Below are 25,778 nucleotides of genomic sequence, written 5' to 3'. Positions count from 1 at the left end.
CGGCCTCGTTTTCCGCCCTGCGCCGGGCGCTGGTGGAGTATGCCCGGTGCCCTCTCCGACCCGCTCGGCCACGGCCTCACCGGCATGCAGGCGGTCGCGGTGGACGGCAAGAGCGCCCGCGGATCGCGCACCGATAGCGCACCCGCCGCCCACCTGCTGTCCGCCGTCACGGCCGCAGGCCACATCGTCAGCCAGCTACGGATACCGGACAAGACCAAGGGGGAAGCCCCCTCCGCGTTCGCCGCCCTGCCGGCCCCGTTCGACCGGACCGGCACCCTGGTGACCGTCGACGCCCAGCACACCGGCTGGTGGTGCCGGGCACGATGCCTTCGTCGGTCTCGGCCCGCTTGTTCCACCCCCGCAATGCCTCGGGATGCACGTCCAGCTGGTCGGCGATGCGCTTGATCGCACCGGCCCTGCCAGCCGGTCCTTACGGGCCGCGACCGCCAGACGCGTCGCGCGTTCACTCAGTTCGTCGGGGTACTTACGGAGAGCAGCCATGATCGGCATCCTTCCGGGTCTTGCTGATGATCTCCATCAAACCCGGGGCGATTCACACCGCCCGTCACGGTGCATGCCGCGCACCCCTGGGGCACACCCGCAAGGGGCGAAGGTCCTCCTCTGGCACCATCCCCGTCCGACCTATGGCTGATATTCGTGTGTGATTGGTCTGCCGAGTGTCGCCGTGCGGCTCCCCTTCTTCCCCCTTCCTACCCACTTGACCAGCGACTTTGTGTGATTGGTTGGGCGGCGGGCAGTCGTGTTGCGCTGGGTGCCCTGTTGTTATTGTCCTGCCTGACATTCCCGCATCACTCGAAGACAACGGGGGTGTTCAGTGCCGCTGCTGTCGCCGAACACCGGGATTTGAGGGTGCGGCCCGCATGCGTTACTCCCGATGTGCTCTCGTGACACGAGAGCGTGGGGTGGGCGTCACACACTTGAGGGTGCTTGTGAAGATCATTACTGTTGCTACGCAGAAGGGAGGCGTCGGCAAGACCAGCTCCACCATCAATCTTGGTACGGCTCTGTCCTTGGCAGGACAGCGTGTGCTGGTCGTGGATCTCGACCCGCAAGCACAGGCGGGGACCGCTCTCGGGCTCAACCTCTCCAGCGAGGATCAGCTGGCGCGCTCCTTGGGCTGGGCGATCCAGGGCAGGTTGCAGGGGATGCGGATGGATCTGGCGTCCATCTGGTTCGACCGCACCGAACTGGTCGCCGGTTTCGAGGAAGCAGGCGCTCTCCACTTGCTGGCGTGCGAGGAATCCACGATGACCGCGGCACAGGACCTGATCCACAAGAAGGGGTACCAGGCCACTCCGGTGTTGCGCCGCATGCTCTTGGAGGCCGCCGCCGAATTCGACTTCGTGATCATTGATACGCCGCCTGCCGTGTCCTCCATGTCCGCAACCGCACTGGCAGCCGCCGACTACGTACTGACTGTGTGCATGCCCGAGTACCCGTCACTCAAGGGCGCGGCGGCGACGCGCGGCACCGTGCGGTACGTGAAGGACCGCACCGGGGGAGAGTGTGATCCCCAGTACCTCGGCGCGATCGTCAACCGCTCCAATCCGCCTTCCAAGTGGCGGGTGCAGGAGGTGAACATCCGCAACGGGATGCTCGACGCGGACCTCGCCCCGTTCCGGACGGACATCCGTCTGGACAACCGCATCAGTGACTCCTTCGCCTTCGGCGTCCCGGCCGTGATCCGCTTCGCCAGCCACGCTCCCGGCCGGATGTACGGCGAGCTCATGAACCAGGTACTGACCCGGATGCGACAGTCCAAGGATGAGTGGGAGATGCCGCAACGGATCGAGATGGAGATGCTGGGTGCCTGACGAACCCCACTCTCAGGACCGCACGGTCAAACGCCGTACGCCGGCCCACTTCAGGCTGGCCGATACCGCGTTGGTCCAGGATCTGCTGGCCGGCGCGGACCAGGTGGCCAGCCGGTCGTTCCTGGGCTCCGGCGGCCAGTCGACTGGCCCGTACGCCGTGTCCCGTGCGTTGCCGGGCAGCGGCCCCCAGCGTTCTGAATGGCCGCCCGGTGAATGCGTGTCGAGCCCGGTCAGCCCTCCCGATGCGGCTGAGAGCGTGGATGCAGCGGATGGGGCAGACCCGGGAGTGGCGGTGGCAGATCCGGGCACCGTGGCCTGGTCGCACACCGCAGTGCAGGAGAGCTTCGCCGACGCCAAGCTCTCCTCCTCACGCTGGAAGGCGCACGGGTTCCGTATCGCGCCCGATGTCCTGGCCCGGCTCAAGAGCAGGGTCAACGCGGACCGGCGGCACACGGGCAACGCCAATCTGGCGATCGGCCACTACGTCGACGCGGCGCTACGACACATGCCGCAGCAGGTGTCCGAACTCATCGCCATGGCCGAGGAATTCGGGGCACGGCAGCTGTGGGACTCCGAGAAGACCCAGCCTTCGACCTACCGCGTCGGAGAGAAGGCGTATGAACTCGCCTCCAGCTTGAAGGTCGTTCTACAGGAGGCCGACTACGGCCGCCGCGGGACCCAGGTGATATCCGCCGGGATCCAGGTGTTCCTTGACGTGCTGGATGCGCAGGGCCCCCTCACCCGGCCGGTGTGCCGGCATCGGTGACGCCGAGTCACATATCCACCCGCTATCCCATCGGCTGCAACGATGAATATCTCAACCGGTATGTCGCTGCAACCAACGATGGATCCATCAATCCAGCACACAATGGATGCAGCGGCCGTTTTATGGTTGTGACACTAGAGGTGCGGTTCCCTCGAAGGCGAGGCTTTTCTTGTAAATTCCAGGAGTTGCCCGGAAGGGAACGGGAGGATCTGCCTGTCGGGCTCTAGTGACGCGAGAATTAAATGCGCTGCTGGGGTAATGTGTTGAGCGCGACGAACCGTAGAAATGAACCAATGTGCCGGAGATCACCCGTGTCCTCGTCCAGTGAGAAGCTCAGCGCCAGCGCTGTCGCTGCCGCAGCCGGACTCAGCGAGTCCTGGGCCTGGAAGGCCAGGGACCAGGGTGTGCTAAGCGAGCCACACTTCGAGGAGGACATTGTCGCGCTGCGCGTATATGCCTTCGCGTCGCAGATCGTGTGGCCCGGGGTGCGGCGCCCCCGCAGCGCGCGCCAGGACCTCGAACTGTGGCAGCAGTCGGCCGTCGAAGCCGCGCGCCATGCGGTCTCCGACCCGGCCACCACTCCGGAAACCGCGCTGTGGGTCCTGGAGGATTCCGTACACCTGGTCACGGCACCAGACGAACGGGCGGCATTCGACCTCAAATACCTCAGTCGGCGGCCCGCGTTCCGCATTCCCGTAGGCCTGTGGATCTCGGAACTGCCTGAAGCCATGGCACCGCGGCGACGCCGGGGCACGCAGTCCAGGTTAAAGGGGTGACAATGCCGGACTCGCGTGCCAGCACGAACACATGGCCTATGTCAGCCCTCCGTCTCTTCGTAAAGAGGAGCGAGATGACATAGGCCACGAGGCGGCTTGACCGCCGAGGACCTGGCTGAGGTGATTCGCACTCACCTCAGTGGCGGCCCATTGACTCCGGAGGGTTTCGCAGACCCTCCGAAGGGATCGTCCAGTCGGTTCGCAGCCGATGCGGACGGTTCAGTTTCCCTATTCCTGGCCGAGCACTCGTGGAGTATCCACGAGAGCTTTGCCATCCCCTCATTATCGCAGAAGGCTTTCGTCATCTTGCACCACAGGCATGCTTTTTTCCAGTCTGATCTTCCCGACGCCGGGAGTCTCCCCACCTGCGGAACAGACCGGTGAACGCGCGGACGGCACCGTGTGAAGCCACGACCCTCTGGGTGCCCGAAGAGGAGCAGTGGCTTTCGACGACGACGAGCCGCGTCGTATCGGACGGTTACTCCTGGATGCAGGCCGTCCATTGGGTCGCGCGGTGCGGGCACTATCAGCCGCGGCGCTCCCACGGCCCCTCGTTCGGGGCCACCACCGTCCGGGTCGCGCGCGAGCTCATGTGCTTGTCGCCGTGTCGCCCCGGCGTCACCCATCTCGTACGGCGCCTGGGGGTGAGCGAGCGAACCGTCCAGTACCACCTCCAGATGCTTCGGGAGGCCGGGCTTCTCGCGTACGTGCGGCGTGGCACCAGGGTGCGGGCAGAAGGGGCGCTGGCCAGCGAGTTCGCCCGGATGATCCCCAACGGCTTCGACCGTGCCCTCGGCATCCGCACCACGGGCGAGGGCGCCAGTCGGCGGGCCGTCGGCATCGCCGAGCACGGACGCGCCCTCATGGCCGCGCTGGCCCGCCTGGCCGCTGCGGGCAGGGCGCGAGCACCCCGCCGAACCACTGCCGTACGAACCTCCCGTTGCACCCCAAAGGGGGTTACCACCCGCAGTCTTTCGTGTGCGGATGAAACTCTCCCGCCCCCTGAGAGCAAGCTCGCCGACGGGCATGAAGCCACCACCTCCCTCCGCCAAACCAGCCGAGGCGCAGCACGGCTCAACAAGATCGGCCGCCGCCACCAGCTGGCCGGGGAACTGATCCGCGAAGTCGACTGGCTCGGGCGGTGCCAGGCACCCCGGATCGCCTGGATGGTGCGACACGTGGCCGACGCGGGGTGGACAGCCGCGGAGGTACGAGCTTGGCTGCACTTGCGCGGCGGCGTGAACGACGTCCGTCGGCCGTCGGGGCTGCTGGCGGTCCTGCTCGACGGCGCGGAGCGGGTCCTGGACACCCGGGCCAAACGCACTGCGGCGGTGGAGCAGTGGCGTGACTCGCGGACCGCCGCCCGCCACCGCCACCGCCAGTGGGGCGCTGCTTCAAGCGGCCCGCGCAGCTTCGCCGTGCGGCGGCAGGTCGCTGCCGCCCTCACCTGGTCACCGTCCCGCCCGATGTCACAGCCGGTGGTCGAATCGGCGGGGATATCGTTGTCGGCCGCCGACCGCGAGGTACTGCGTGAGACCGCCCGGGGCGAGTTCATGCGCGGCGAGACCACACTGGTCCGCTCCGCCGTCGATACCCTGGGGCGCGAGGCAGCGGAAGAGCTCTACGGCAGCGCTCTGGTGCGTCGGGCGCTGCGGCTCGCGGCTGGTACCTCGCGCATGGCGCTCGGCCTGCAGGGTGCTGCGGCGCGGTGATCGGCATGGGCGAGCAGAGGGACGACCCTGCCCGGCGGGGCGGCCGGGACCTGGCACGGATCGCGCTGGAGGCGGCGCGTGAGGCAGCCCGTGGCAGGGAGGAAGGCGGCCGTTCGCTGCGCCGGTCACGCGGGCCAGGAAGCGAAGGCGGCCGTGATCCACGCTCGCTGGGCGCGGTCGTGCGCGCCGTGATCGGCGAGCAGGCGCTGAGCGTGGCGGCGTCCGAGCGGGATGTGCTCGACCGGTGGCCGCGCGTCGCTGGTGAACTAGCCCGGCATGTCAGGGCCGTACGCTTCGCCGCGGACGAGGGCCGGCTCGACCTGCTGCCGGACTCGCAGGCCTACGCGGTGCAGCTCCGGCTGACCCTCGACCCGTTGATCCGCCGGGTCAACGACGAACTGGACAGGACGGTCGTCGAATCGATACGGGTCCTGACACCAGTCTCCGGGGCCCCCGTGGCGTCCGGTGGAGCGGCTGGTGCGAGAGGCACATCCGGACGGGCGGAGCCGTCGGCTGGCTACCGTCGGGCGCTCGCCGCGCTCCAGGCCGGCAGACGCGCACGGGACGACCCCACCCGGCGCCCCCCTGACCGGGCCTCGCGCCCTACGACTCCTGAACCAGCGGTGGATGATCACGGCAGCTGCAGATTACCGAACTCGAATCATTGGTGGTGTAGTTGGTGAAGTTCACCCGCATGACCAACTCCTGCTTCCAGACATGACCCCCCAGGCGGACGCGGACTCCGCGGGACCAGCGAGGCCGACGCGACTCCCATGTCGAAGTCGACGCGGTCTTCGCGCACGGGATAGCACTGGACGTTTCCACGTCCCAGAGCCGGGCCCAGGGCAGCGCCGTTCTGCGGTTGTGCCCGATTGGCGAGCCATCAGTCGCCTTACGGAGTTTGGTGATGGCCTGTCTGGGTCCAGGTCCGGGTATGGGGGGAGTCATGGCCTCCGGTGATCATTAGGTGTCGAGTCCCTGATCACTACAACAGAAGACGGTGCCTGCCCCTTCGTCCTCGCCCATCCCGCCCGGCCTCGACCAACTGGCAGACGCTGCCCCACCCGCGGCGGATCGGGCCGAAGGACTGCTCACCGTCCTGGCTTGCGTGCCCGACCCGCGTGTCTGCTCGATCCAGGGTCGTAGTCCGTAGAGGCGGACGATCTGTGCGAGGCCGGTGGGCGGGTGCGGGCTGGTGGTGGCGTGGGGTGCGTTGGGGTGGGGCAGGTTGGTGGCGAGATACCAGGTGGCCTTGGGTGGCGGGGTGGCCGGGTCGGTGGTGGCCACGACCAGTCGCACCCGGCTGTGGGGTCCCCAGCCGCTCAGGCGGGCTCTACCTTTTGAACCGGGTTGATCGAGCCACTCGTAAGGCTGGGTCGCCCATGGGTGCTGGGCGTGGCTATCAGGCGGCTGCCGTCTCGTGGCTCCCGACGCTTCGCTGCCCGGCGCCCCACGACGACTCGGCCGCCGATTTGGAAGTGCGAGCAAGTCGCTGAGTAGAGCAATGCCGGCGAGGTCGTCCGTGGTACGAACAGCACGAACACGCACGTCAGGAGCATGATGAGCCGGAGATGGGCGGGGATCGACAGCGTCGAGGGCCACCACCACGGCGTGGCCCTCGACGCGGACGGCGGGAAACTATTGTCGCGGCGGGTAGCCAACGACGAGCCCGAGCTGCTGCAACTGATCAGCGACGTCCTCGCCCTCGCGGACGGCGACCAGGTGACCTGGGTGATCGACATGACCGGCGGAGAACCGGCCCTGCTGCTGAGCCTGCTCGTCGCCCGCGGCCAGGAGGCCCTGTACACCCCCGGCCGCCTGGTGAACCGGGCATCCGACGGCTACTGCGGCGAGGGCAAGACCCAAGACGGGGAAGTTTGGCTGTTCAGCCATATCTCAAGGGCCTCGCGGGAGTTGGCCTCGCGAGGGTGGGGGGCTTTGACCCCGGACGTTGAATGCGTCTATGCGTCTATGCGTCTATGCGGCTTGGGTCAGGGTAGTTGCTGCTGGCTGGAGGTCGTTCTCGTAGTCGATCGGGGAGCGCTGGCCGAGGCGGGAGTGCCGGCGGCGGGTGTTGTACCGGGTCAGCCAGCGGAAGGCGTCGAGCCTGGCCTCGCGCTCACTCGGCCAGGCCTTCCGGCCCTTGTGCGTCTCCCTCTTGAAGGCGGCGTTGAAGCTTTCCGCGGCTGCGTTGTCGGCGCTGGATCCGATCGCGCCCATGCTCTGTCGGACCCCTGCTGACCTGCAGACTTCAGTGAAGGCCCTGCTCGTGTATTGCTTGGACTCGGTGGTCGCAACACCGGCTACCTGGAGAGATAGTAGGTGCTGATTGAGAGCTTCGGCGGGTGTCTTCCATCCGAGGGTTTTGCGGGGCCTGTTGTTGAGGGTGAAGGCGACGGCCTGGAGCTCGTCGGTGTCCCAGCGGGAAAGGTCGGTGCCCTTGGGGAAGTACTGGCGCAACAGACCGTTGGTGTTCTCGTTGGTGCCGCGCTGCCAGGGGCTTTGGGGGTCGGCGAAGTAGACCTGCAGCCCGCTGTCGATGCGGAGTTGGGCGTGCTGAGCCAGTTCCGTGCCACGATCCCAGGTCAGCGACCTGCGCAGCTGCTCGGGCAGCGTGGTGATCGTGGCGGTGATCGCGTCCTTCACCGCCTCGGCGCCCCGGCCGGCCAATGCGGGCCCGTTCTTGGTACGTGGTTCGGTGTCGAAGCCTTCCATCCGGGGCAGGTGCAGCAGCATCGTGAACCGGGTGCTTCGCTCCACGAGCGTGCCGATCGCGGACCGGCCGGTGCCGATGATGAGATCGCCTTCCCAGTGGCCCGGGACGGCCCGGTCCTCGGCCTCGGCAGGCCGCTCGCTGATCAGCACATCGGCGGTCACATGCCCACGGACGCTCTGCCTGGAACGTTCCCGCGGGACGCGCAGTGACCGTCCGGTGCGCAGGCAGGCGACCAGCTCGCGTTTGAGCGCCCCGCGTCCCTGGACGTAGAGGGCCTGATAGATCGCCTCCGGGGAGATGCGCATGGAATCATCATCGGGGAAGTCCACCTTGAGCCGCTGCGATATCTGTTCCGGGCTCCATGCAGTGGCCCACAGGCGGTCCTGCCGCCTCGGCTTGTTCCGGCCCTTCCACGGCGGCACCTGCGGACCCTCGATGGCGCTGCCGTCCGCACCGCGGATGAGGGTTCCGGCCAGCCGGTCCTGCACGTAGTTGCGCAGACGCTGGTTGGCCACCAGCTTCGCGGTCTTCGGCCGCCGCGCACGCCGCTCAGCGTGCCACTGCGCCAGCGAGGCCCGGTATTCCAGGCTGTAGGTCCGGGTCGAGGCGTTGCGCCGCAGCTCCCGCGAGATCGTCGAGGGCGAACGCCCCAGATGCCGCGCGATCGCACGCACGCCGAGGTCCCGGGCCCGCAGCAGAGCGATCTCCTCCCGCTCGGCGAAGGACAGGTATCGGCCCGAGACAGTCGGGGCAAGGCACGGATTCACCCCGCCAGCATGACGAAACCACCGTGACCCCACGGCCGGAGACACCCCGATAACGGCCGCCGCGTCCACGGAGCTCAGCCCTCGCGCGATCGCCTGCCAGAACCCGACCCGGTCCTCACGCCAAGCCACGCCCGGTCGGCCCGGCGAAGGCATCTGCCCGCGATACTCCCGCGCCGCCCGCTGCCGATTCCCCCACACCCATCCGCAAACCTCCAGCTCACAGAGGTGTTGCGACGATCAGTTGAATCCGCCCAGAGAAGGCGGATTCAACCGGTCGTTGCAACACCTCGTCCTCGGAGGTGTTGATGGGCAGGCCAGCAGGGTGGATGGCGGCGTTGACCGGGCGGTCGCCGATGAAGTCGCCAGGTGCGCCGACGCTACGGCGGGAAGCAGAACGTCAGTTCTGGCGGGAGATCGCGAAGGGACTGCTCCCGCAGGAGGCGGCAGCTGCGGTCGGCGTATCCCAAGCGGCGGGGGGAAGGTGGTTCCGTCACGGTGGCCGCATGCCACCAATGGATCTTGCCCCGCAGTCCGGCCGGTACCTGTCCTTCCACGAGCGTGAAGAGATCGCGATCCTGAAAGCGCAGGGCATCGGGTCCGGGAGACCGCGCGACGTCTCGGCCGCAATCCATCGACGGTGTCCCGGGAACTGCGGCGCAATGCCTCGACCCGTGGCGCCCGACTGGACTACCGGGCCTCGGTCGCCCAGTGGAAGGCCGATCTGGTGGCCCGGCGTGCGAAGACCGCGAAACTGGCGGCCAACGACCGACTGCGGGACTACGTGCAGGAAAGGCTTTCCGGCCAGGTCAGCCGCCCCGACGGGACGATGCTGGGGCCGCAGGGGCCGCAGTGGAAGGGGGAAGGAACAAGCCGCACCGCGATGACCGCCGGTGGGCCATGGCGTGGAGTCCGGAGCAGATCGCGAACCGGCTGAAGGTCGACTTCCCCGATGATGAGTCCATGCGGATCAGCCACGAGGCGATCTACCAGGCCCTGTTCATCGAAGGCCGGGGAGCGCTCAAGCGCGAGCTCGTCGCCTGCCTGCGTACCGGCAGGGCCCTGCGGGTGCCCCGGGCCCGGTCCAAGCAGAAGTCGTGGGACCACGTCACGCCCCAGGTGCTGATCAGCCAACGGCCGGCTGAAGCTGACGGCCGGGCCGTCCCGGGACACTGGGAGGGCGATCTTCTGATCGGACTGGAGCGATCGGCGATCGGCACGCTGGTCGAGCGCACCACCCGGTTCACGGTGCTCGTCCACCTGCCCCGCCAGGACGGCTACGGCACGGTTCCCCGGACCAAGAATGGGCCGCCGCTGGCCGGCTACGGGGCGGTGACGATGAAGAACGCGCTGGCGGCGACGGTCGGCGCCCTGCCTGAGCAACTATGGCGGTCGCTGACCTGGGACCGCGGCAAGGAGCTGTCGGCATCCCGGTCTACTTCGCCGCCCCGCACAGCCCCTGGCCGCGATGTCGACGTACTTCTGTGAGTGGCTCTGGCAAGATTTTCGTAGCCGGAGATCATGTCGGTGACCCGGTCGGCCGGTCCGAATCCCGGGCAGCCTATGCCTGTGCTCTGTTGAACTGGCGAGCCTGTTACCGCAGTTGACCAATGTGCTGGTGGTCTCGGTCGATGTCTCCGATGCTGTCGTTGTGGTCCGCGCCCGCACGAGATCCGGTGTATCAGCGGGATGTACCGGATGCGGCGAGCCAAGCACGTGGGTCCACAGCCGCTATGTACGGCGCCTCGCCGACATCGCTCTCGGAGGCCGGCCTCTGCGCATCGACTTGTCCGTACGCCGCCTGTACTGCGAAAACCCGACTTGCCCGAAAGTGACCTTCGCCGAGCAGGTCCCAGGGCTGACCGTGCGTTACCAGCGCCGCACACCGCAGTTGCAGCGCCTTGTGGAGGCCGTCGGTGTGATCCTGGCCGGCCGGGGCGGCGCCCGGATGCTGCGCATCCTGAACGTCACGCTCTCGCGGTGCACGGTTCTTGCTCAGCTGATGCGGGTGCCGCTTCCGCCACTGGAGACACCCCGGGTGCTGGGCGTGGACGACTTCGCGCTCTACGGCGACACCTACGGCACCCTCCTGGTCGACGCCACCACCCGGCTCCCGCTCACGCTCTGGGAGGGACGCGACGCTGAACGGCTCGGCCGCTGGCTCCGCGAGCACCCCGGTGTCGAGGTGGCTTGCCGCGACGGCTCGCTCACCTACCGGCAGGGCATCACCACTGGTGCCCCCGACGCGGTGCAGGTCAGCGACCGTTTCCATCTCTGGCAGGGCCTCTCCCGCCGGGTCCAGGACATCGCCTCCACGCACCGCTGCTGCCTGCCCGCAGCACTTCCCCCAGTCAGCGAGATCGATTCAGCCCCGATCGAGGAGACTGCCGAGGACGCCGCGGCGGACACCCGGGCCGGGCGCCATGCCCGCAGGTTGTTCGAGGCCGTGCACGCTCTGACGCGCACCGGCCGCAGCCACAGTTCCGTGGCCCGGGAGCTCGGCCTGGACCGCCGCACCGTGCGCAAGTACGCGCGAGCCCGAACCTGGCAGGAAGTGATGCGCCGCCCGCCCCGCAAGCCCTCCAGCCTGGACCCCTACCTCGACTACCTGCAACAACGCTGGGACGAGGGACAGCACAGCGCGAAGATCCTGCACGAGGAACTCCAGGCCAAGGGCTACCTCGGCCACTATCAGCGGGTGAAAATGGCCGTCGCACCCCTACGACGGGGCCTGCCCCTGGACGCGCCTCGCGAGCGACCGCCTTCCCCACGCGAAGCAGCCCGCTGGATCACCACCCACCCGGCCCGCCGCAGCCCGCACATCAACGACCGCCTGCCCCGGCTCCTCGATCACTGCCCTGAGCTCAGAACCGCCCACGACTTGGTCCGGCGGTTCGCCGGCATGCTCGAAAACCGCGACGCCCTACTCCTGCCGGGCTGGCTCGACGACCTCGCGAAGAGCGGACTGCCCCCTCTCGCCGGCCTCGCGGGAGCCCTGCGCGAAGACCGGCATGCCGTCGCTCAGGGCATCGCCACCCCCTACAACTCCGGAGTGAACGAAGGCCGCATCACCGATGTCAAGCTGCAGACACGTCTCATGGCTGGCCGCGCCGGCGTTCCACTCCTCCGCCAGCGCGTCGTCCTGATCGCCCACCTCCGCCGACAATACGCAGACCGGCCGACCGGGTCACCGACATGATCTCCGGCTACGAAAATCTTGCCAGAGCCACGTCCACTTGTACGCCGACACGCGAGGCACAAACGAGAACACGAACGGCCTGCTGCGCCAGTACTTCCCGAAGGGAACTGACGTTTCTCGATGGGCGGCTGAGGATCTCGAGGCGGTCGCTGTCACGCTCAACAGTCGGCCCCGGAAGAGCCTCGGCTGGAAGACACCCGCCGAAGCCCTCAACGACCATCTACTATCGATGACATAAGCCGGTGTTGCATCCACTGGTTGAACCTGGTCAATATACGAGCTTCCGGCTCGCTGAGCATCTGGACGCCGCCGGTCTCGCGGCGAGCATCGGCTCGGTCAGGGACGCTCTGGACAACGCACTGATGGAATCGACCGTCGGGCTCTACAAAACCGAGTTGATCAAGCCGCAGCGGCCCTGGAAGACACTTTCCCAGGTCGAGCTGGCCACGGCCGAGTGGGTGGACCTGCCACCGACGCCTCCACGGTGAGATAGGCCACGTCCCGCCCGTCGAGTACGAGAACAACTACTACATCACGACCATGAAACCCCAGGTCACAACCACCATCTGAGATCTCTAACGAACCCGGAGCGGTTCATGTCAAGGCGGTGGCCGCGCACACCGACGCTGTCTGGGTGAACTTGTATGTGCGGAGGTGGCTTGCCGCCCCGCTCGTCATGCCCGACGGCTCCCAGATGGAGCGGGAGCGCGGAACGCCCCAAGGGGCGCCGGTCTCTCCCGTTTTGGCGAACCTCTTCCTGCACTACGCGTTCGACATGTGGATGGAACGGGAGTTCCCGTCCGTCTCGTTCGAGCGCTACGCGGATGACGCGGTACTGCACTGCGTCACTGAGCGAGAGGCCCGCCAGGTGCTGGCCGCGCTTACGGACAGGATGGTCGAGGTCGGGCTGCGGCTGCACCCGGACAAGACCCGGATCGTCTACTGCAAGGACGGCAACCGCCGGCGCTCCTTCGAGTGCACGGCCTTCACCTTTCTTGGGTACACGTTTCGCGCCCGGAAGAACCGGGATCGGCACGGGAAGCTGTTCCTGTCGTTCGAGCCGGGGATCAGCAGGGAGGCCCTGACAAGGATCGGCCGGGAGGTGCGGTCCTGGCGACTGCACCGACGGGCCGAGCTGACCTTCAGCGAGCTCGCCCGCAGGATGAATCCTGTGATCGGGGGCTGGATCAACTACTACGGCCGATTCCGGCCTTGGGAGTTGGACCGCTTCTTGGCGCGAGTCAACACCTACTTGGTGCGATGGATCCGCAACAAGTACAAGCGGCTCGCGGCCCAGAAGAAGGCGTACTCGAAGATGCAGGAGATCGCCCAGCGATACCCCCGCATGTTCGTGCGCTGGCGCCTCACCACGGCGGCCGCAGAGATCTGATGATCAGAACGACAAGAGCCGTGTAACGGGAAACCGTTACGCACGGTTCTGTGAGAGCCGAGGGGTGAGATCCCCCTCGGCTACTCGACTCTCCTGGAGGGCTGTTCGCCGCGGATCGAGGACCCGGAACTGCGGGTGGCGGGGGCGAGTCCTGCGTAGGCGGCGAGGTGGCCGGCGGTCGGGAAGGTGCTGCCGTCGCCGACCTCGATGAGGATCCTGGCTCCGGTCCTGACGCCGATGCCCGGCATGGACGTCAGGACTTTGGAAAGAGGGTGGGCCTCCAGCAGTTCCTCGATCCGCCCGGCCAGCAGTTTGCGCTGGTCAAGGACTGCGGTCAGGGATCCGGCCGGGCTCGGGACGATCAGCGCGGCTGCCTCGGTGCCCGGAACGGTGACGGTCTGCTCGTCCAGGGCGGTGAAGATGTTCTCGACCAGCCGCTCGGCCACCCTTGGGGCCTTCGGCCGCAACAGCGTGACCAGCCGCTGCCGGCCTGCCTTGCGGATCTGGGCGCGGTGAACCGAACCGCTCCAGCAGTGCCAGGACGGCCGGGTGCTGCAGCCGTGGATCCAGCACCCGTTCCAGCGAGGGGTGGATCTGGATCAGCAGGCCGTGGAGCCGGTTCGCGATCCTGGTTGCCTCGCCGGCCAGGTCGTCGTCGGACCCGACGATCATCTCCAGCTCGGCGATGGTCTCGTCCTCGCCGTCGATCGCTCGCAGCGTGTGGGGCATCGCGCGGGCCGCGTCGGCGATGATGAACGCGTCCTTCGCCTCCGTCTTGGCCTCGCCCGGGTAGAGGTCGGCGATCCGCCACATCGTGAGACCCGGAAGGTAGGCCACGGGGCAGCCCATGCCCCTCGCAACGGCCAGCGGCAGGGCGCCGATCGAGGCCGGCTGGTCGACCACGACCAGCGCCGTTCCGTGCTTGGCCTGCAGCTTGGCGAACAGCTCGCGGAGTCTGGGTTCGGTGTTGGGCAGGCGCTTGTCGAAGGCTTTCTTGCCGGCCGGGGTGACGGCGGTAGCGTGGTGTTCGCCCTTGCCGACATCCAGGCTGAGGAAGACGTCGATGTCGCCGGTGTCGATCACGTGCAGGCCCCTCCATCACGCTTTCGTCCGGCCTTGCCTGGGCATCGAGCTGCCACATCCACGTTACGGAGAGCTCTTCCGGCTCGGGTGAAGCCGGTACTCAAGCCCCTCATCAGCGGTCCGTCGATGCCTCCGGGCCCGGTGACACCACCCCCCGAATCATCAACAACAGGAGGGGGAAGTCATGCCGGACCCGAAGGCCGGAGGCCCCGTTGCGGAGCCACGAAGACGGTAACGGGGGGCTGGAGCGCTACCTGTGCCTGGCGAAGGACGGGCGGGCGCGGTACGGGTGGTGGCTCAACCACGACCCGTGCGCCGCGTCCTTGCCCGTCGTCCTCGCGGGCATCGAGGCCGGGCGCCTGGTGGACCGGGTCACCGTGGTGCGGCGCGGCGCCGACGTCGTGTACGCCAACACCCTCGGCGCCGACGGGCAGTGGATGCGCCCGCCGGGCGCGCGCGAGGCGCTGCTGGGCGAGCGGACACGGCCCTGGGGGGGCGGCGGAGACCGGGGTGTTCCGCTGTCGCCTCGCCGAGGCCGACCGGCGCACCCACGACCTGCGGCTGCCCCAGGACTGGGCCCTGGTGGTGCGCCGCGATGCCGAGCGGGCGGCCGCGCTGGCGGAGCCCGTGCGGCGCCTCGCGCAGCTTCTCGCGGTGCCGCCCGGGGGCGACTACCACCGTCTGTCCGCCAGCGAACACGCGTGGATCTTCACCGAGCTGGTCGTCCCGATGTACCTGGGCGATATCACCGGTCAGGACGCACCGGTCGCGCTGTATGTGATGGGTGTGCAAGGCGCCGGGAAGAGTCACACGGCCTACACGTTGCTCCGGGCGCTGCGCGCGCCGCCCGACCCGGATCGAGGGTGGCACCTTCAAGGCCCTGCACCCCGACTACCGGCGGTCGTTGGAGGAGGAGCCGCGGACGACCTCGGCACGGATTCGGGCGGACTACAGGCGCTGGCAGCAGATGGTCGAGGCCTACGTACGGGAGCGCCGCGATGATCTGCTGATCGAGATCGCCCCGGACAGCCCCGGCCACTTCCTGGACGGGGCGCGCCGCCACCAGCGGTCGGGCTACCGGGTGGAGCTGGTGGTGATCGGGGCGCGCGTCGCGGACAGCCGCCTGAGCACCGCAGCCCGGTGCGCCGAGCTGGCGCGCCTCAGCGTCGCCCCCCCGGTTCACGACGGCTGCCGCCCACGACGCGACGTTCCGCCTCCTGGCCGCCGTGGTCCGCGCGGCCGAGCACGAGCCGCACACCGTGCACTCGGTCACCGTGCTGCGCCGGGACATGAGCGCCGCCTACCGCAACGAGCGCACCCTGGCCGGGGAGTGGGCCGCCCCAGCCAGGGGCGCAGACGTGGTGGCGGCGGAGCAGCACCGCCCCTATACGCAGGCGGAGGCAGCTCAGTTCCTGGCGTTGCTGCAGCGTGCCCAGGGCGTGCTGCAGCAGTACTTGCACGATCTCGTCGAGATCGCCGCGCTGGCCTGCCGTTGATGCCCGCGTGCCTGCGGCCGCACACCCTCGCCTCAACGATCGTCACCGCCCCGCTGCCCCTGCCGTGGCACCGCACCGGCACTGGCCATCAAGCTCCTGCAGGCGCGCCGCCTAGCGGGCCCCGGCCCGGGCCCCCTCGCGCGGTGCGGTGTCCTTAAGGGCGAGCTGGTCGGCGGCACACGCCGCCAGCCCCTCCTTCAGCACCCGCAGGCGTTCGGGGTCGGCGGCACCGGTGCGCTGCTCCGTCATGAGCGCTTCCGGTTCCGGACGCCCGCTGATGTCGCCGCGTTCCTCACAAGCAACAGCCCCACAAAGATCGAAGCGACATGTTGGTTCTCTGCGAGCCCTTGACGACGCCCCTCAAGGCCCTCATCATCGCGAAGGACGCCGCCACACGCGTCCACGTCCTCAAGGTCGACCCCCGCGCCCCCGACCAGTACACGCGCCCGGCCTGACCCGTCAGCTCCCGGACGAGACGTACGAGGGCGCGGAGGGGGCGGCGAACTCCGCAGGATTGTTCTGGGGACCGACCTCCCTCAGCTGACGTTCCGCCAACTCCTGAAGACCAGGAGGCAGCAATCGCTTGGTGAACGGAACCGCTTGATCCTCCGCCGGGATCAGAGCACCATCAGCGGTGAAGTCGGTGCACAGCTGCCGCGCATAGACGTTGTCCCCGTCTCCTCCCCTTTCGAAGCACGTGAGATGCTGCTCGATCTTCTTGACGGCCTTCTTGGACACTGGGTCGCCTCCATCGAAGTTGGCCTTGAGCGCGTTGAGGCGGTCGGCGGGCGTCGTGGCCTTCTTCCACGCCGACGACACCTCCCGCCGCGGAGCGGGCGAGTACACCGTGGTAGAGCAGCGGGTGATGGGCGCGTACGAGATCCGAGTGCTGAATCCCATCTCCTTCGCGATAGCCACCTCGGTGATGCCGTTCAAGGCTGCGCGGCCCACGATGCACCGCTCGATGTCCTCCACCGTCGGCCACCCGGGATAGGGAGCCTCACCGTGGCTGATCGTCTGATCCAGAAAGACCTGAGCAATCGCCACGGACTGCTCCTGAAAGCGGCCCCGCTTCATGAATCGTTTCACGCCGGGCTCGACCTCCCCGACGCGGCGAAACCATTCCAACGTCGCGGGATTTCCGTGGGTCTCGTGCTCCTCCATACTGATCCCGCCCGTCACCACATACCCGGCCTCCGGCGCCCCCGGCTCCGTGACCGGGACAGGAAAAGCCATGCACGTGAGCATCTGCCGAAGCGTCTGATCCCGCAGCGCCTTGAACCTCTCATACCGGTCCTCTTCGCGATCCCGCAACTTCGCCAGATCGCGCAGATCGATCCCCATCAAAGCCGCCGCCTCGGTACTGGCCAAAGACCTTACCGCCGCCTGCATGTCCAAGTCACCACGATTCTTGGCAGCCTGCTCCCTCGGGTCGGGCGGGATCCACGAATACGCACCCGCGAGATTGTGCGCGGCATGGATCAGCTCATGCGCCAAGAGCAACTCTGGGGGAAGAATCCGATCATCCACCAGAAGGAAGTACCGCGGATCACTCAACACCAGTGACGACACTCCCCACCCATTCATTGAGTAGATGGTGTGAACGGCGAGCGGTTCTAGCCGCATCCCCGCAATGCACACCGCCGAGAAGCCACGGCTCGGGGCGATCAACACCCGCACTGGAACCTCCACCCGCTCCCTGTCCAACAACGCCACACACTGCCGCCCATTGAACCCATCCGGATCCGGCTCCCCGAACGTTCCATCGCGCGCATCAGGAAACGCCAGCATGTCCCCGAAGGACTTGATGAGCCGCCTACCCACAGGCTTCGCTTCAAGACGCTTGATCAGACGCGTCATCTCATCGAGAAAGTCATCCTCCGAAAGCCGCGGATGGCCCGCTTCGAGCGAGAGGAACGCAGGAGCGAAGTACTGATACAGCGATTCGACGTACTGATTGAGGACCGCGATACCCGGCCGCACAAACGTGACATCCAACTTGACCGGCGGCTCCCCATTCGCCTTCGGACAGGTGATCTCCGCATCAGCCGGATACTCCAACGCGAAAATCGACACAGCACCCCGCTTCGGCCGGCCGACCGACCCCGGCTCAGGCATCGACCTCTTCGGCACCACACACCTCCATGACCCGACTTCTCCTCTGCGCCGAGCTGGCGAGCGGAAGCACCACGACGGACACCAGCGACAATCCGGGGCCCTAACCCCGGATGTGGGACACGGGGTTATGCGGCTTGACGAAGTGTAGTTGGTTCGGTGTCCATCCCCTCTGTATGTGGAGGGTTTCATTAAGCAGATTGGGACTGCTGTTCTCTGACGGCGTGTCGTTTCTCGTAGTCGATGGGCGACAGCCAGTCGCAGGTGGAGTGGCGGCGGTGGGTTGTACCAGTTGATGATCCACGTCGCGATCTTGATGCGGGGCGTCGTCAAGTTGTTCTGGGGCGGGCGGGGTGATCCGGATCGGGACGTGTCTGGCCGTCGGCCCATGCTGGGTCAGCCGGTCGGGGATAGGCCGGTGACGGTGTTCCACTCGGTGAAGCGGGTCTTCATTTCCTCTCGGTAGTCACGGGCTGTGATGAGGTGGCGGCGTGGGTGGAAGCGCGGGGAGATGCCGCTGAACGCTGCGAGGAACCGTTGCGTTGCGCCGGCGCTGCGGAAGCCTTTCATGGCGCGTTCTCCTTGCCGTGTGGGTTGGTGGGAGTTCTCGGCCCGGTTGTTCAGGCCCTTGTGCGAGCGGTGCTCCACCAAAGCCATCGTCTCGCGCAGGGCGGACCCGTAGGAGCGGAGCTTGCCGGTGACCACCACCCGGGGCACCGAGGCGGTCTTCTTACGGAGCTTTCTTGAAGAAACGCCTGGCCGCAGTCTTGTCCCGTCGGCTCTGGACCAGGATGTCCAACACCATCCCGTCCTGGTCGACCGCTCGCCACAGGTACTTCTGGGCGCCCTGGATCTTGGCGAAGACCTCGTCCAGGTGCCACTTGTCGCCCGGGGCAGGGCGGCGGTGAGGCAGCAGACGAGCGTGCTCGGGGCCGAAGGTGATCGACCACTGGCGGATCGTCTCGTAGGTGACCTCGATGCCGTGCTCCAGCATCAGCTCTTCGACATCGCGCAGCAGCAGGTTGAACCGGTGGTACAGCCACACATAGTGACTGATGATCTCCGCCGGATACCGGTAGCCCCTGCACGACGGCGTATCCACGAGCAGGCCCCTCTGGCAGCAAACGATCCGACGATCATGCCGTTCGGAGAGGATTTCACTCAACCTGACAGAGCCGTACGGGTGCACGTTCACTCGTACGCCGACAGGACACCCAACAACGGCACGCCGTGATCACGGGAACCCGTCACTCCTCCTACACTGGGCCTGACGCTGACCCCAGCTCTCAGGGTGGACCCATGTCGATCGCGAGCTACCTCCACCAGATCCTCGACGGCAAGCCGCCGACATTCGAGATCACCCGACAAGGCATCGAACAAGCCGCCACCAGCGACAGCGACCGCGATGCGGCCCGCAGACTCGAGAACCTGCTCAGCACCCACGGCGGACTGCCCCTCAGCATCACCGGCGCTACCTACGACACCGACGCCCTCACCGTGAGCGGCACCCGCACCCTCGATGGAACCCCACGAGGCTGCTCCTTCCGCTTCGCCGCGGACGGCGACGCCCTCGAAGGGATCTGCCTCGTCCAAGAAGCCACGGACTGGATCTTCCACGGCCCGAACGGAATCACCACCGACATGACGCCCCTGCGGGACCGCGGCGGGGCGTCCAAGCCCCTCGTGCTCCTCGCCCTGGCTCCCACCATCCCACCTGATCCCGCGGGCTGGACGGAAACGATCGTGCCGGCCGCCGAACTCGAAGTCGGCGACACTGCCGTGTGCGTGATCGTGGACCAGGCCGACCCCGGCTACCTGGCCGCGACGATCACCACCGACCACGGCGCGTCCTTCACCGACCTGACCGAATTCGCGAGCACCGCATTCATCCGCAAGATGATCGGCCCGGACGCAGCCGACCACCTCGTCCTGCCCGACCTGCTCAAAGGCGTCTTCAACGAGCTCTCCCTCAACGGGCTGCGCCTGGAGCTGGCCAAGGACGACGCCGGAGGCTGGGACATCGCCCGCCTGTGGTGCAAGGTCGCTTTCCACGCACAGATGCACCTCGCCGACGGCATCGTGTTCAAGGAACTCACGGTCGAATTCGCCACCAACTGGCTCTACAAGCAGTCCGCCACCGTCGCCGAGGCCACCGCCACACTCACCTGCTTCGGAGCCGAAGCCCAGGTGACGATGAGCCTCCCAGACATGATCATCACCGGGAACATCGCGGACACCACCCCTGTCCTGGCCCACGTCCACGGCGAACTGCCCGTCGAGGTTCCCCCCGCCACCGCCCTCAAGGTCGACGTCTACGCGGACCTGAGGAACAAGCACTTCCTGGCCGGCATCACCGTGCCCGTGAAGTGGACCATCGCCCAAGGGTTTGAACTGGACACGATCCTGCTGCAAGTCGCGGGAAGCTACCCCGGCCAGTTCGGCTTCACCGTGGTCGGCCTCATCGACATCGGGTCCGCGACCCTCACCCTCGCGGCCTCCAAACAGGCAGACGCAACCTGGACCCTGCAAGGCACCCTCGCCAACGCCCAGGTGAAGGAACTCAACGGCTTCCTCCACAGCACCTTCGGCGTTACCCTCCCCGCGGCCCTGGACGGCCTCTCCGTCCCCTCCATGTCCCTGAGGTACGCGACCAAGGACGCCTCGCTGTCCTGGACCGCGACGGTAGACATGCAACTCGGCGACACACACACCACTTTGGACTCGCTCCTGACCCGCGAGGCGGGCACCACGTACGCCAGCGGCATCCTGTCGATCTCCAGCAACCTTGCCGACCCCAGGCCGGCACAAGACCTCGTCCTGCCCATCTCGTTCGACGCGTCCTACGAGAACGGCGGGGGGAGCACCGTCATCACGGGCGCTTTCAAGAGCGAGAACGGGCTCTCGCTCGGGCAGGCGGTCGACGAACTCGGCTGGCGGGCCGACATCGGGGTACTGGACGACATCTCGTTGCACGACGCAGCGTTCACCTACTCGGTGAAGAGGAACGACGGGGGCACGGTGACGGAACGCCTCATGACGGTCGATGTCGATACCGAGCAGGCAGCGCTCACGGCAGCGTTCATCGAATCCTGAGCACCGCGAAACCGTCGAAGGACACCGTCATGCCGGCCACGCTGCCCTCGCCCTCATCCACCACAGCCGGATCCCGGGGCGCTCCGCCCCGAAGCGGCATGGAGTACCCGTTCGGTATCGAGATCCGGAACAGGACGGGCCACCACTGCGAGGCCGTGATGATCCGGGCCGCTATCGCGGTTCTCACCGACGGCGACGAGGACGGTTACTCGGGATTCAAGCTCGATCCACCCGACGACCACTTTGAGCATCCGAAGCTGTCCGGAGAGAAGTTCGCCACCGAGATCAGCAAACTCATCGAACGCATCGAGCACGGGCCGATCGGGGAACGGCTGGTCAAGCTCTTCGCGCGGATGCCGACGCTTCCCGACCCCAAGGGTGACTACGGCCCCGCCGTGGATCTGAAAGACCCCGTCAATGCCCGCCACTTCTTCGGATCCGACGGGGATAACGATCACGTGATCCGGCTTCTCATCGCCCCTGCCTGGGGCTGGAGCCCGGTAACCCTCGGGGGAATGCTCGACCGCCACCCCAGGGACACAACAGACCAGTTCAAAGCCGCTCGCGACGGGCGTGGCGCGGCTTCTCTCATCCTGATGGACCCGCGGCTGTTCTCTTTCTCCGATGAACGCATCGGCCCGCCTGAGCTGATCCTCGCCCACGAGATGATCCACGCCGTCCACGCTCTGGCGGGTGCGCTCATCCCGAGAACCGCCGAATTGGACTTCCGGGAAAATGATGCATACGCGGCGAAGCGGCGGCAGGCGAAGGAAAGCGCCGAAGCGCAAGCCCGCGAAGAACTCGGGCTGACTGGCGAGGAGATCGGAACCCTCAAAAGAAAGACCCCGCAAAAGTGGGCCAAGTATAAAAATCTTCGTGCCAAATACACGAGGAAGAATGAAGAGCGTCACATCAATCCATTCCCCGCACTCATCTCGGATCCTGGTGATCCTGAGCGGGCCACGCTGACGATGGGCGGGGTCGAAATGGAAGAGCATGAAACGCTCGGCAATCCCGTCACCCTTGCCTGGATCCGGGAAAGCAGATTCGACGAGCAGGGAAACCTGGTCCTTCTCCCTCATCCCGAGCTCAAAGCGTCCATCGATCTCGCACGTGCCGCGATGAGATCACCACGGGACTACGGCAGTCATCTCACGCCTCAAGATCTCCATGACTGCTACACGGCCCGCCAGAAAATCAATGGAATCACTGAAGTCGCGATCGCACAGGACATGAAATTCGTGGGCCGCCCAACCTATGACCCGGTCAAACGCGACTGTGCTCAGATGGCTTGGTCTCCCATCGTGCGGGATGAGATTCCCGACGACTGGAAGCGGCAGCCAACGAAGGTCGCGGCAATCCAGACGCTACGTGCGACATTCACGGCGCATCCCGGCAAGGACGCAGCGAAGTTCGTCGAAAAAATCGATGCTCACCTCGCATGCCACAGAGCCGCCCCCATGCCGACTGGGGGAGGTTCCACAGCCGGGGCCTATCAGCTTCTCCTGTGTACCGAGTACCGGACTCCTGCAACTGATCGCTCCGTCCCGTTCTCCGATGCTCTTATGACCCCAGATCTGGTCCAGGAGGCACACGAGTTGATCAAGAGGGTCGGGCCGCACAACAAACCGCCGAAGGCCGCGTCACCATCGGCTCCCACCTATGTCTGATCGGTGCCGCCGAATCCTTCGGCGGCACCGATCAGGCGGCACTCAAAGCGGCCCTTCATCGAATCCTGACGACGCCCCCACCTCAGCAGCCATGACACCAGGAGACCTGTATGCCGGCCGTCACCCCCCCTCCCCGCTCGGTCAACGCTCCCCAGCGGGGAGCAACCGCGGCGGGCCCGGGAGAGTCCCCCAAGATGCTCAGCGCCAAATACCGGGACGGTCGCTCATATCCGCATCAAGTCGCTCTCATCCGCCCTGGCATCGCGATCCATGCTGAGAACTACGCCGAAATCTACAATGGCTTCATGAGGAACAGCGAGGGGATGCCGGATCCCGGCTCGAAGAAGTACGGAGAGCTTGAACCAACGGAATTCATCGCCGAGATCGACTATCTTCTCAAACTGATCGAGAAAACACCGACGGGAAGGACGCTCGTCTCCCTATTCGGAGAATTTCCCACCATCCCGAATGAAAGCGGCGGTTTCGGAAGCCCAGACCATGGCGTCAACAATCGCGCTTACTTCGGTGAGGATGCAAGGGGGGAGGACTATCCGATTCGTGTCCTGATCGGGCCGTGTATCGATGGGTCTCCCTCCTGCGCTAGCAGCATGTTCGCCGACACCAGGACACAGGAAGGGAAAAATCTCCACAAGGCCCATTGCAATGGGCTCGGATCATCGTCTCTCGTCATCTGCGATCCTCGCCTCTGGTCATTGTGTGACAACCGGATCAGCCCGCCAGAAATTGTACTGGCACACGAACTGTGTCACGCTCTGCATGCGCTCGCCGGGGCGGTCGTCCGCACCAGTGCGAGTCACGAGATGGAACAGATCAAGAGCGACCCGCAGTTCATGAATCTCTGGGAAGATATCCGCAAGGAGGCCCGCCGGAGAGCACTGGATGAGCTGGAAATCAAGGACGGAGCGCTGGCGATGTTCAAAGTCAGGGCCGCCGGAAAGTACGCGGAGTACCTGGATAAGCGTGCCAGGTGGGAACGCAGGCAGCTCAACCGTCTTGTCTGCCCGGTGCCAGCCGTCGAACCCGGAGAAGATGAGGCGGGCTATCTCATCGTCGGGGGTATCGAATGGGAAGAGCACGAAACACATGGAAATCCGGTAACATTGGAATGGCGTCGCACTCTTGTCAAACGGGACGAGGATACACGTCTTTTCCCGCCATATCCTGAGCTGGCTCAAGCCATCAGCATCGCAAAGAAGACGCTTGGCAAAGCAGAGAAGAACGGAAACTTCATGAAACCGGCCGTGGCGCTGACCTGCCTGTCCGCCAGACAGAGGGTCCACGGGATCACAGAGACAGTGATTGCCGCGGAGATGGGATTCAAGCCCCGGTCATCGTACGTCCCCCTCACAGGGTGTACCAAAATGCTTCGGCCACCCATTTCCCGCAGCCAGGTGGGCGACACATGGAAGGGCGCCAAGGAGGGATTCCAGGCACTGGAGGAACTCTCCCGCCTTCTGGCCAAGGACCCCCCATCCGTGGCACTCATCACCCAGCAGATCGACTGTCTGAAATCAGGAGGAATCGGCCCCAACATTACCGACATCGAGCTGTGCACCGCCCTGACAGATACGGGCGCACGCATCAAAGCCTCCAGCAAGCCCACTCCGTTCGACGCGGGAAAACTTGCACCGGGCCTCGTGCAGCCCGCACAGGAACTCATCCGCGAAGCGGGCCCGAACAACAATCCAGCGAAACCCGCGGATCCTTCCCCGCCCTCCTTCACTTAGGCCCGCCGCCGGGCCACCCGACTCCACACCCTCTGCCCCGCCGCCACAAACCCCTGACAAGATCACCAACGGAGTCATCTCGTTGCTCTTATCAGCGACCTGCCGCTGATGACACGACTGGCACAGCGGCCCCGCTGGTGCACATATCTCCGTACTTGGTGGTGAGGCGCACCGGAGTACGCCGACACCCTGCCCGCAGTCTTGTGCTTGCGCCACCAAGTACCCACGGACCGCTCCGACATCCTGAATACCTCGGCCGCCCAGTGGTGCGTCCGCACCTGTCCCGACTCCAGCGCAGCCACCACGCGCAGCCGCACCACCTCCTGCACGGCAGGCCCCAGACACCGCGCCCCAAGCTCGATCACACACCCTCGACGAGCAAGGCAACCAGACAGCTTCGGCTCAATAGCTGGCCCGGACCGGGACATGACGCCATGTCACAGACGAGATACCCGAACCGGGCCGATTCGCTTCACGCAAAGACCCTGCAGCCACACCCTCCTCACCTGCAGCTATTCAAGATGAAAGAGGTTCAACGAATCATCCAGTGCGCCTGGCTTACGCTACTTTGATAGAGAGGGCAGGGAAGTGGAATAGGGCCGTCCCAGCCCGTTCCGATGGCACTCGCTCGACTAATGGGCTGCCCTCATCGGCTGAAAGTTGATCCGATGGCGTGGTTTCGACCCTTATAGTGTGGCGGTAGAGGACTCGAAGGCAATGCGGGCCGCCTCGACGCGATTCTGTGCCCCGAGGCGTGCGAGCACCTGACTCACATGCGTTTTGACGGTTCCAGTGCGGAGTCCCAGTGAATCGGCAATCTCGGCATTGGACATGCCAGCGGCGAGGAGTTCGAGGACTTCATGCTGACGGCTCGTCAAGGCGTTGAGAGCCGTTCCCCGGGCGGGAACGCGTTGGGTCCATATGCGGCGCGAGACGAGTTCGACGATGTCCTTCGTCATTTCGCTGGAGAAGAACGCTTGGCCCGCTGCAACGGCTCGTACCGCGCGAACCAGGTCTTTGTGTAGGGAATTGACGGACAGAAGTCCTGAGGCGCCGGTGGAAATGGCCGCTTCCGCAAGCCGGTCCTCGGGCGAGCCGATGAGAAGGATCTGCGGGGAATGCGGCTCGTGCCCGATCCCCTGGACGATGGCCAGCCCTTCGCCGCCCGGCCCCGCGTGGACGACAACGGCATCCGGCAGCAGGACGCGGACGCGCTCACGGGCGGTGGTGGCGTTCCAGGCTTCCTCAACGGTGTTGATCCCGCGGCCTCCAAGCAGATGTTTCCTCAGGACCCGGCGCATGTGCCGGTCGCCGCTGACCGGCAGGACCGTGATCATTCCCGTTGCTCCAATGGGAGGTGCCGGACAAGGAGGTGTAGGACGAATGGGAACAGATGATGGCATAGGTTGATGGTA

18 protein-coding genes and 6 pseudogenes are annotated in these 25,778 nt (G+C 66.2%); 17 read left to right on the top strand and 7 right to left on the bottom strand.

All coding sequences use genetic code 11. The features are described from left to right. Positions 1-944 precede the first annotated feature (944 nt). The 6 genes and pseudogenes from AB8O64_RS36230 to AB8O64_RS36205 form a co-directional block, all read left to right on the top strand. Positions 945-1,835 carry a ParA family protein gene (locus AB8O64_RS36230; protein WP_370424212.1) on the top strand — a complete coding sequence of 297 codons (891 nt, stop codon included), beginning with the start codon at positions 945-947 and terminating at the stop codon, positions 1,833-1,835. After that, positions 1,828-2,601, top strand: a complete 774-nt coding sequence (locus AB8O64_RS36225) for a hypothetical protein (RefSeq protein ID WP_370424210.1) — start codon at positions 1,828-1,830, stop codon at positions 2,599-2,601. Before AB8O64_RS36230 ends, AB8O64_RS36225 begins: the two co-directional genes overlap by 8 nt. A gap of 311 nt (positions 2,602-2,912) precedes the next feature. Further along, positions 2,913-3,377, top strand: a complete 465-nt coding sequence (locus AB8O64_RS36220) for a hypothetical protein (protein WP_370424209.1) — start codon at positions 2,913-2,915, stop codon at positions 3,375-3,377. A gap of 644 nt (positions 3,378-4,021) precedes the next feature. Further along, complete coding sequence (locus AB8O64_RS36215; protein WP_370424207.1) at positions 4,022-5,089, top strand: winged helix-turn-helix domain-containing protein; 1,068 nt, start codon at positions 4,022-4,024, stop codon at positions 5,087-5,089. Between the two features lie 5 nt (positions 5,090-5,094). Then, entirely contained in the window at positions 5,095-5,772 is a 678-nt protein-coding gene (locus tag AB8O64_RS36210; protein ID WP_370424385.1) for a DciA family protein, read from the top strand. 874 nt (positions 5,773-6,646) lie between these two features. Next, positions 6,647-6,892: pseudogene (locus AB8O64_RS36205) on the top strand (transposase); the annotation flags it as partial. Positions 6,893-7,066: 174 nt separating this feature from the next. Here the strand turns inward: AB8O64_RS36205 and AB8O64_RS36200 are convergent. Beyond that, complete coding sequence (locus tag AB8O64_RS36200; RefSeq protein WP_370424383.1) at positions 7,067-7,309, bottom strand: integrase core domain-containing protein; 243 nt, start codon at positions 7,307-7,309, stop codon at positions 7,067-7,069. A 66-nt stretch (positions 7,310-7,375) separates the two neighbouring features. After that, positions 7,376-8,725, bottom strand: a pseudogene (locus tag AB8O64_RS36195) (IS30 family transposase); the annotation flags it as partial. A gap of 173 nt (positions 8,726-8,898) precedes the next feature. Here AB8O64_RS36195 and AB8O64_RS36190 point away from each other — a divergent pair. The 5 genes and pseudogenes from AB8O64_RS36190 to AB8O64_RS36170 form a co-directional block, all read left to right on the top strand. After that, positions 8,899-10,062: pseudogene (locus AB8O64_RS36190) on the top strand (IS30 family transposase); the annotation flags it as partial. A gap of 119 nt (positions 10,063-10,181) precedes the next feature. Continuing rightward, positions 10,182-11,768 (top strand): ISL3 family transposase, encoded by a 1,587-nt coding sequence (locus AB8O64_RS36185; RefSeq protein WP_370423762.1) that lies wholly within the window; start codon positions 10,182-10,184, stop codon positions 11,766-11,768. 52 nt (positions 11,769-11,820) lie between these two features. After that, positions 11,821-12,006 (top strand): annotated as a pseudogene (locus AB8O64_RS36180) (transposase); the annotation flags it as partial. 4 nt (positions 12,007-12,010) lie between these two features. After that, the gene (locus AB8O64_RS36175; RefSeq protein ID WP_370424206.1) at positions 12,011-12,256 is read left to right on the top strand and encodes an integrase core domain-containing protein; all 246 of its coding nucleotides are present in this window, start codon (positions 12,011-12,013) and stop codon (positions 12,254-12,256) included. A 146-nt stretch (positions 12,257-12,402) separates the two neighbouring features. Next, positions 12,403-13,158, top strand: coding sequence for a reverse transcriptase domain-containing protein (locus AB8O64_RS36170; protein ID WP_370424205.1), 756 nt, complete (start codon positions 12,403-12,405; stop codon positions 13,156-13,158). 92 nt (positions 13,159-13,250) lie between these two features. On the opposite strand, the pseudogene AB8O64_RS36165 reads toward AB8O64_RS36170, so the two are convergent. Beyond that, positions 13,251-14,241, bottom strand: a pseudogene (locus AB8O64_RS36165) (IS110 family transposase); the annotation flags it as partial. Positions 14,242-14,751: 510 nt separating this feature from the next. Between AB8O64_RS36165 and AB8O64_RS36160 the strand changes: the two are divergent. Together AB8O64_RS36160 and AB8O64_RS36155 are read left to right on the top strand one after the other, a co-directional pair. Then, positions 14,752-15,243 (top strand): hypothetical protein, encoded by a 492-nt coding sequence (locus AB8O64_RS36160; protein WP_370424204.1) that lies wholly within the window; start codon positions 14,752-14,754, stop codon positions 15,241-15,243. Further along, positions 15,146-15,895, top strand: a complete 750-nt coding sequence (locus AB8O64_RS36155; RefSeq protein WP_370424203.1) for a zeta toxin family protein — start codon at positions 15,146-15,148, stop codon at positions 15,893-15,895. Before AB8O64_RS36160 ends, AB8O64_RS36155 begins: the two co-directional genes overlap by 98 nt. Here the strand turns inward: AB8O64_RS36155 and AB8O64_RS36150 are convergent. After that, positions 15,849-15,986 (bottom strand): hypothetical protein, encoded by a 138-nt coding sequence (locus AB8O64_RS36150; protein WP_370424202.1) that lies wholly within the window; start codon positions 15,984-15,986, stop codon positions 15,849-15,851. The two genes, AB8O64_RS36155 and AB8O64_RS36150, sit on opposite strands and share 47 nt — an antisense overlap. Positions 15,987-16,063: 77 nt before the next feature. Between AB8O64_RS36150 and AB8O64_RS36145 the strand changes: the two genes are divergently transcribed. Next, the gene (locus tag AB8O64_RS36145; RefSeq protein ID WP_370424201.1) at positions 16,064-16,192 is read left to right on the top strand and encodes a hypothetical protein; all 129 of its coding nucleotides are present in this window, start codon (positions 16,064-16,066) and stop codon (positions 16,190-16,192) included. Between the two features lie 4 nt (positions 16,193-16,196). Here AB8O64_RS36145 and AB8O64_RS36140 read toward each other — a convergent pair whose 3' ends face one another. Beyond that, entirely contained in the window at positions 16,197-17,813 is a 1,617-nt protein-coding gene (locus AB8O64_RS36140; RefSeq protein WP_370424200.1) for a hypothetical protein, read from the bottom strand. A gap of 435 nt (positions 17,814-18,248) precedes the next feature. Continuing rightward, positions 18,249-18,954: pseudogene (locus AB8O64_RS36135) on the bottom strand (IS6 family transposase). Positions 18,955-19,151: 197 nt separating this feature from the next. Between AB8O64_RS36135 and AB8O64_RS36130 the strand changes: the two are divergent. The 3 genes from AB8O64_RS36130 to AB8O64_RS36120 all read left to right on the top strand — a co-directional run bounded on the left by AB8O64_RS36130 (position 19,152) and on the right by AB8O64_RS36120 (position 24,363). Then, positions 19,152-20,945 carry a hypothetical protein gene (locus AB8O64_RS36130; RefSeq protein WP_370424199.1) on the top strand — a complete coding sequence of 598 codons (1,794 nt, stop codon included), beginning with the start codon at positions 19,152-19,154 and terminating at the stop codon, positions 20,943-20,945. Positions 20,946-20,974: 29 nt separating this feature from the next. Beyond that, positions 20,975-22,615, top strand: coding sequence for a hypothetical protein (locus AB8O64_RS36125; RefSeq protein ID WP_370424198.1), 1,641 nt, complete (start codon positions 20,975-20,977; stop codon positions 22,613-22,615). Between the two features lie 194 nt (positions 22,616-22,809). Further along, positions 22,810-24,363, top strand: a complete 1,554-nt coding sequence (locus AB8O64_RS36120; protein WP_370424197.1) for a hypothetical protein — start codon at positions 22,810-22,812, stop codon at positions 24,361-24,363. 686 nt (positions 24,364-25,049) lie between these two features. Here AB8O64_RS36120 and AB8O64_RS36115 read toward each other — a convergent pair. Further along, complete coding sequence (locus AB8O64_RS36115) at positions 25,050-25,700, bottom strand: DNA-binding response regulator (RefSeq protein WP_370424196.1); 651 nt, start codon at positions 25,698-25,700, stop codon at positions 25,050-25,052. Positions 25,701-25,778: the final 78 nt, after the last annotated feature.

The sequence above is a fragment of the Streptomyces sp. QH1-20 genome (assembly GCF_041283565.1).
Lineage (GTDB): Bacteria > Actinomycetota > Actinomycetes > Streptomycetales > Streptomycetaceae > Streptomyces > Streptomyces syringius.
This window is presented reverse-complemented; position numbering and strand designations above follow the sequence as displayed.

Bases quoted from the DNA above. Each gene is read 5' to 3' on its own strand.
- AB8O64_RS36210 (WP_370424385.1), top strand. From the start codon at position 5,095: ATGGGCGAGCAGAGGGACGACCCTGCCCGGCGGGGCGGCCGGGACCTG.
- AB8O64_RS36200 (WP_370424383.1), bottom strand. From the start codon at position 7,309: ATGGGCGCGATCGGATCCAGCGCCGACAACGCAGCCGCGGAAAGCTTC.
- AB8O64_RS36150 (WP_370424202.1), bottom strand. From the start codon at position 15,986: ATGACGGAGCAGCGCACCGGTGCCGCCGACCCCGAACGCCTGCGGGTG.
- AB8O64_RS36145 (WP_370424201.1), top strand. From the start codon at position 16,064: ATGTTGGTTCTCTGCGAGCCCTTGACGACGCCCCTCAAGGCCCTCATC.
- AB8O64_RS36130 (WP_370424199.1), top strand. From the start codon at position 19,152: ATGTCGATCGCGAGCTACCTCCACCAGATCCTCGACGGCAAGCCGCCG.
- AB8O64_RS36125 (WP_370424198.1), top strand. From the start codon at position 20,975: ATGCCGGCCACGCTGCCCTCGCCCTCATCCACCACAGCCGGATCCCGG.
- AB8O64_RS36120 (WP_370424197.1), top strand. From the start codon at position 22,810: ATGCTCAGCGCCAAATACCGGGACGGTCGCTCATATCCGCATCAAGTC.
- AB8O64_RS36115 (WP_370424196.1), bottom strand. From the start codon at position 25,700: ATGATCACGGTCCTGCCGGTCAGCGGCGACCGGCACATGCGCCGGGTC.